6 protein-coding genes are annotated in these 6,715 nt (G+C 34.5%); all 6 read left to right on the plus strand.

From position 1 onward, the window contains the following. The first annotated feature begins 360 nt into the window (after positions 1–360). The gene (locus JCM21531_RS12215; RefSeq protein WP_131464479.1) at positions 361–1,041 is read left to right on the plus strand and encodes a glycosyltransferase; all 681 of its coding nucleotides are present in this window, start codon (positions 361–363) and stop codon (positions 1,039–1,041) included. Between the two features lie 20 nt (positions 1,042–1,061). After that, the gene (locus tag JCM21531_RS12220) at positions 1,062–1,487 is read left to right on the plus strand and encodes a nucleotide disphospho-sugar-binding domain-containing protein (protein WP_157833680.1); all 426 of its coding nucleotides are present in this window, start codon (positions 1,062–1,064) and stop codon (positions 1,485–1,487) included. A gap of 123 nt (positions 1,488–1,610) precedes the next feature. Next, positions 1,611–2,426 carry a Cof-type HAD-IIB family hydrolase gene (locus tag JCM21531_RS12225; protein ID WP_038290311.1) on the plus strand — a complete coding sequence of 272 codons (816 nt, stop codon included), beginning with the start codon at positions 1,611–1,613 and terminating at the stop codon, positions 2,424–2,426. 80 nt (positions 2,427–2,506) lie between these two features. Then, positions 2,507–4,465 carry a DUF2075 domain-containing protein gene (locus JCM21531_RS12230; protein ID WP_038290312.1) on the plus strand — a complete coding sequence of 653 codons (1,959 nt, stop codon included), beginning with the start codon at positions 2,507–2,509 and terminating at the stop codon, positions 4,463–4,465. Between the two features lie 163 nt (positions 4,466–4,628). Beyond that, complete coding sequence (locus JCM21531_RS12235; RefSeq protein ID WP_038290313.1) at positions 4,629–5,672, plus strand: hypothetical protein; 1,044 nt, start codon at positions 4,629–4,631, stop codon at positions 5,670–5,672. A gap of 258 nt (positions 5,673–5,930) precedes the next feature. After that, the coding region (locus tag JCM21531_RS12245) for a hypothetical protein (RefSeq protein WP_131464482.1) at positions 5,931–6,715 on the plus strand (785 nt) is incomplete at its 3' end.

Genomic DNA, 6,715 nt, shown 5'->3' on the forward strand with positions numbered 1-6,715 from the left:
GGGAATGAGACATTTCGAGTTGCAGAGTAGCAGTTTAAAATGAATGATTAGAAGTTAATCGATATCTTAAAGTGAAATATATCAAAATGGAGATTATTTGTTTGTGCCAGTAAAATTAAGGCTCCCGCTACGAAGAAAAAATGGTGAAGGGCCTTTTAATTTGAGCCGAGGAAATTCTTTAATAAACATTCATATTACCGAGTTCTATTGTTCTTTTAAATTCTTTTTGATATTTCTAAAAAAGGTTTATTTAAGAGGGAATTGTTTGGGTGGCGGTATAGTAGGTATATTGGATTTGATAACATTGGATTGAAGTTGTACAATAAAAAGTGGCTGAGAAAAAATTTTGGAGTGAAATATATGAAGATACTTTTCATCAACTTACCGTATCACGGTCACTTTATGCCGACGATAGGACTTGTTCGGGAACTTATAAAACAGGGATGTGCGGTAACATATCTTATGCCCTTTGATTGGAAGGAACATGTATATGAAAGCGGTGCAGATTTTGCGGGCTATGAAAATCATCGGAAGCTTTCGGAGCAGATAAAAAATGCTTATGCTGCTGCAGATAGAGTGGCAAAAGATTATGATATGATTGTCTATGAACAGTTTTTCTTTCTTGGAAAACATCTTGTAGAAAAACATGGAAAGCCCGCAGTTAGAATTTTTACCGCACCTGCCACAAATGGAAAGCTCATGAAGGAATATATCTGTGCAGGGGGAGCATTGGGGATATTCAAGCATAAATGGATTTGCAAGCTCTGGACAAAAGATATTGCAAAAGGCATTCCTATGAAAACCGATTGCTGGCTTGACGAAATTGTCCAAAATCCTCCGGCGCTAAATCTTGTATATACCTTAAAAGAGTATCAGCCTTATGCTGAGGATTTTCCGGAAGAACAGTATAAATTTCTCGGAGCATCTGTTTACGACAGGAAAGAGCAAAATATAGATTTTAAAAAGACTAATCTGCCGGTGATTTATATTTCTCTTGGAACGATTGTAAAAGGGGCGGTATCGTTTTTGAAAAGTGTATAGAGGCATTTAGGAATGAGCAGGTGGATGTCATTATGTCCGTCGGCAAAGGTTTTCCAATCCATAAGCTTAAGAATATTCCGAAAAATTATAGAATCTATAACGAGGTTCCTCAACTTTCGGTGTTGAAGCAGGCAGATATTTTTGTGACGCACGGAGGAATGAACAGCGTTTCCGAGGCGCTTGTTCATGGGGTGCCAATGGTTGTAATTCCTTTTATGTCGGAACAGCCCACAAATGCAAGGCGTATTGAGGAATTGGGGCTCGGAAAGAAACTGGATTATAGTACTATTAATAGTGAGTCGTTAAAAACTACTGTTTTATCAGTTATGAAGGATGAAGGAATATTAGCCAATGTCTCAAGAATCCAAAGAAAAATGCTTGATGCGCCGGGCAATCGGGGTGGAGCAGCTATGATTATTGATTTTTATGAAAAGGTTAGCCGGTAAAGTGTTTGCACTACTAAGCGAAAAATTATGATCAACCGGAAAGGAAAATACAATGAGCATACGAGAAGATAGTATAAAAATCGGGGATACAGAAATTGATTATGTATATAAGGAGGCGTGGCAATGAAGACGTTATTTGTATCTGATCTGGATGGAACACTCCTAAGAAGTGATGAAACTTTATCGCAGTTCACTATTGATACAATCAACGAATTGGCAAAAAGAGGTATACTTTTTTCCTATGCCACAGCCCGTTCTTTGGTAACAGCTAAGAAAGTTACAAAAGGATTGAATTCTCACATTCCGGTCATTGTGTATAACGGGACATTTGTAATAGATAATGCGACAGAAGAAATCTTGATTGCAAGCTATTTTGATGAAGGAATTGGAGAAGTATTTTATGATTTGCTCAAGAATGGCATCTACCCAATTGTATATTCTTATATTGATGGAGTAGAGAAGTTTTCATATATTCCTGAAAAATGCACAGAGGGAATGAAATTCTTTCTTGACACGAGAAAAGGTGATAAGAGAACCAATGAAGTGAGAACAATAGAAGATTTAATAACGGGGAAGTGTTTTTATATCACCTGTATTGATGAACCGGAAAAATTAGAGCCCTTTTTTGAAAAGTTCAAGGACAGATATCATGTCGTCTACTCAAAGGATGTTTATTCGGATTTTCAGTGGCTTGAGATAATGCCTAAGACTGCATCCAAAGCCAATGCTGTTTTGCAACTGAAGGAAAATTTGGGATGTGACAGAATTGTATCCTTTGGAGATGGTGCCAATGACATTGATATGTTTCAGATTTCGGATGAAGCTTATGCGGTGGATAATGCAATTGATGATTTAAAAACTATTGCTACCGGAGTGATAGGAAGTAATGATGACGATGGTGTAGCAAAATGGCTCATTGCAAACATAGAAAGACTATAAATTATTAATATATTACTCATATTTAATTTCAAGAATATAATATTTTTTTTATAGGAATATTGAATGAAGGAGGAGCTAATTTGCCAAGGGTATTTTATAGTGAATCAATAAGGCGTTTTTTATCTCAGAGTGACGAGGAAATACTTGGAATACTTGCTTCGAACAACTCATTTGAATTAAATGATTTGCAGCGTAATACTTGGCTAGAAGAGATTAGAATACTAAAATCTGCAATTTCTGAATTTAAAGATGGGTGCATTATATTTGAGTATACAATTCCACGTATGGGTAAACGAATCGATGTAATTATCATTCTTAGAGGAATTATTTTTCTTTTAGAGTTTAAAGTAGGTTCTAGTAGCTACGACAGGTCTGCTATTAATCAAGTTATTGATTATGCCTTGGATTTGAAAAACTTCCATAGTGAAAGTTTAAAAAGATTGCTTGTACCTATTTTAGTTGCTACAAAGGGGCGAGATGTGTTACTGAATGCAGGTCTTCTAAAGGATGGGATTTATAAACCACTTTTATGCAATTCAAACAACATAAAGGCAGCTATTGATTTTATATTTAGCAAAGAGAAAGAAGTAAATTTTGAACCACTTGACTGGATAAATGCATCATATGCTCCTACGCCAACTATAATTGAAGCTGCTCAAGCTTTATATAAAGGACATAATGTCGCAGAAATATCCCGAAATGATGCTTCTGCAATAAACCTTGCTAGAACTTCTCGAGAGATAAGTAAGATTATTGAATATAGTAAGGTAAATAGGAAAAAATCGATTTGCTTCATAACAGGTGTTCCCGGAGCCGGTAAAACACTTGTTGGTCTAAATATTGCAAATGAACGGCATAATTTTGATAAAAATGAGCATGCCGTTTTTTTATCTGGCAACAAACCACTTGTTAACGTCTTACAGGAAGCTTTGGCGCGCGATGAGAGTAAACGTAAAGGAATAACGAAAGCAGAGGCGCTTGCAAAAGCAAAAGCTTTTATCCAGATCATACATCACTTTCGAGATGATGCTATTTCTACAGATGAGGCCCCTATTGAAAAAGTTGCAATTTTTGATGAGGCTCAACGTGCTTGGACAAAGGAGCAACTTGAAAAATTTATGACTCAAAAGAAAGGAAAGCCTAATTTCAATATGTCTGAACCAGAATTTTTAATCAGAGTAATGGATAGACATACAGATTGGGCAGTTATTATATGCTTGATTGGTGGAGGCCAAGAAATAAATACAGGAGAAGCTGGGTTGTCAGAATGGTTTTCTTCTTTAAAACAACACTTTCCTCACTGGATGGTGTATTTATCTAATAAAATATCTGATAGCGAATTTATTCGGGACTCATCTTTGCCCGACTTACTAAATGGTCTTCAGTATAAGTTTGTTCCTGAATTGCATTTATCAGTTTCAATGCGGTCTTTTAGAAGTGAAAAGGTTGCTGCTTTTGTAAAGGCAATACTTGATGTAGATTCCATAAACGCCACAGAACTGTTGCGTCAAATTATTGACAATTACCCAATTGCTATAACGAGAGATTTTAATGCCGCAAAAACGTGGGTTAAGGAAAAGGCTAAAGGAACAGAAAGATTTGGACTTATTGCAAGCTCAGGAGGAAGAAGGCTTAGACCTCATGGTATTTGGGTGCAGAGCAAAATTAATAGTCCTGCAAATTGGTTTTTGAATGATATGGATGATGTGCGTTCATCATATTTTCTTGAAGAGGCTGCGACAGAATTTGATATTCAGGGACTTGAATTGGATTGGACTATTGTATGTTGGGATGCAGATTTCCGTTTTGAAAACGGTACCTTTGGTTATTATTCATTCACTGGAGTAAGTTGGAAACGTGTAAATAGTGAAGAGAAAAAGATATATATAAAAAATGCATACCGTGTTCTTTTAACAAGAGCTAGACAAGGTATGGTTATATTTATTCCTTATGGTTCTGATGATGACTTGACGAGGGCAACAAAATATTATGATGAAACCTATAATTATCTATGCTCTATAGGTGTTAAGCCTATATAACATAATACACAATGTAGGATTTAGAAAAGGTTTGAAGAAGATATTCATAATAGATTAATTGAAATTTAGTAAAATGCTATTTCGTTTTGTGTAAAATTATAGGATAAACAGTATATATTGATTGAAAGCAGAATTATAGATAGTAGAAAAAAGGGGTGTTAATGTGAATTGGCAACATTTCCAAACATATAATGAGGCACCAACACGAGCTTTTGAAACTATGTGTAATCAATTGTTTGAGCTATGGTGTAGAAAAACATACCATGAGGCTCTGAAAGCAGTTACTATTGTAAATGGCTCAGGAGGCGATGGCGGTGTTGAGTCTTTTGCAACGATTAAAAATGGAACTGTTATTGGAATGCAAGCTAAGTGGTTTCTAGAAAGCATTTCATCTAGTCAGTTTCAGCAAATAAGAAATTCAATAAAGACTGCGCTTAAAGTGAGACCATTGATAAAAAAGTATATTGTATGTATTCCGCGTGATTTATCTTCAGATCGTATAGGTAAAGGAGGGAAGGTTGTAGAAGATACTGAATTAAGTCGTTGGGAAAAATTGAAGAATAAATTGGAAAGTGATTATCCGGGATTAGAAATTGAGTTATGGAATGAAACTCGACTTTTAACTAATTTGCAAGATAGTGATGCTGCTGGTATACGTCGATATTGGTTTGAAAAATCAGAAATTTCTAAAGAGCTTATTATCTACTCTTATGAAAAGCAAAAAAGTGGATGGCTATCGCAAAAATATACTCCTTTATTACATATTCAAGGACAAATGCATAGAAATATTTTAAAATTTGTAGGTACATTAGGAGATCGCCAAAGTAGTATAAAAAAGCTGAACATCATAAGACAGCAATGTAATAAGTTTTTGAAAGCGTGTGATGATTATTTTCAATTCGTTCGAGATACTTTATCACAAGAGCAATTAATATACGAAATTCAGAGAAGTCAAAATCAAATAAAAAAAATATTGGATGAGGTAGAACATGTTATAGATGCTTTGAAAAATGAACAAGAAATTACATCCTCAATTGACGAAAGCAATTGGTATATAGACTTTGCTGTGCTAATTGAGCTATTAAGGCAATATGAGCATTCGAGAGAGAATTACTTTCATATTAATGAAATCAAAAAAACTGCTAAAGCTCTTTGGGAAAATGAAATTCATACTATTATTTCCGGATATTCGTTTCCAATTAGATAATAAAAAATATCTGATACTAGGCAATCCTGGTTCGGGGAAAACGCACGGAATAGCTAATTTAGTGGAATCATTGTTAGAAGGGAATTTACATATTCCAATATTAATTCGTGCAAAAGATATAAATCCAATAAATAATTGGGCTGAAATCTTAAAGAAATCTTTAGGATTAGCTCGATTTGGAATGAAACAGAATTATGGCAGGCTTTAGAAGCATTGTCGTATCGTGTAGAAGTTAATAGTGTTTCTACAACAGATACTATGGCAGCTAAAATTGCTCCGAAAATACTAATTTGCATTGACGGGGTAGATGAATCTACACCGTATGATTTATGGCATGAAAGACTTCGAGAGATAGAAGTAATATGTCATAAATATCCTAGACTTAGATTTTGCATCACAAGTCGACCATATGCATTTAGAAAATTGAATTATAAGGATAGTTTATTGAGTAATGTATTAGTTCTGCCTTCTGATGGTGATGTTCCAGTAAACGAATTATTTGATAAATATATTAGAGAATTTAACATAAAAATCGAAGGATGCTCATGGGTCAAATGGAGCTTAAAGACTCCTCTTGCATTGCGCGTTTTTTGTGAAATTTATAGAAATAGAAGAGTAGCCGGCATAGAAAAGTCTTCTACTACTATTACTAATCTTTTATCGAAAAAGTTTAGAATAATTGAAAAAGAATTTAATGATAAATATGAAACAGGGTGTGGAGACAAAGACTTTATTATGCACAAATCATTATTAGCGATAGCTAGAAAATTTTTAACAAATACGACCGTGCACAGAGATGACCTCATTGATTCATTAAAAGATATTTCAGAGCTTATTACTGCTGTTCATGATTATCGAAAGAAACTTATTGATTTTGTTGAAGATTATGGAATACTGCAGAGCTATATAGTTAATACAGATACTATACTTGCACCTCCGAAAATTTATTATTCTATTGGTATCCAGCCATTTTTTGATTATATGCTTGCATTATTGATTACAGATCAAATGAAAGATCCATCAGATATAACGCTTACAAAGGC

Source organism: Acetivibrio straminisolvens JCM 21531 (genome assembly GCF_000521465.1).
In the GTDB taxonomy this organism is placed as follows: domain Bacteria; phylum Bacillota; class Clostridia; order Acetivibrionales; family Acetivibrionaceae; genus Hungateiclostridium; species Hungateiclostridium straminisolvens.

Excerpts from the sequence above, each read along its gene's own strand:
- JCM21531_RS12215 (WP_131464479.1), top strand. The coding sequence starts at position 361 with ATGAAGATACTTTTCATCAACTTACCGTATCACGGTCACTTTATGCCG.
- JCM21531_RS12225 (WP_038290311.1), top strand. The coding sequence starts at position 1,611 with ATGAAGACGTTATTTGTATCTGATCTGGATGGAACACTCCTAAGAAGT.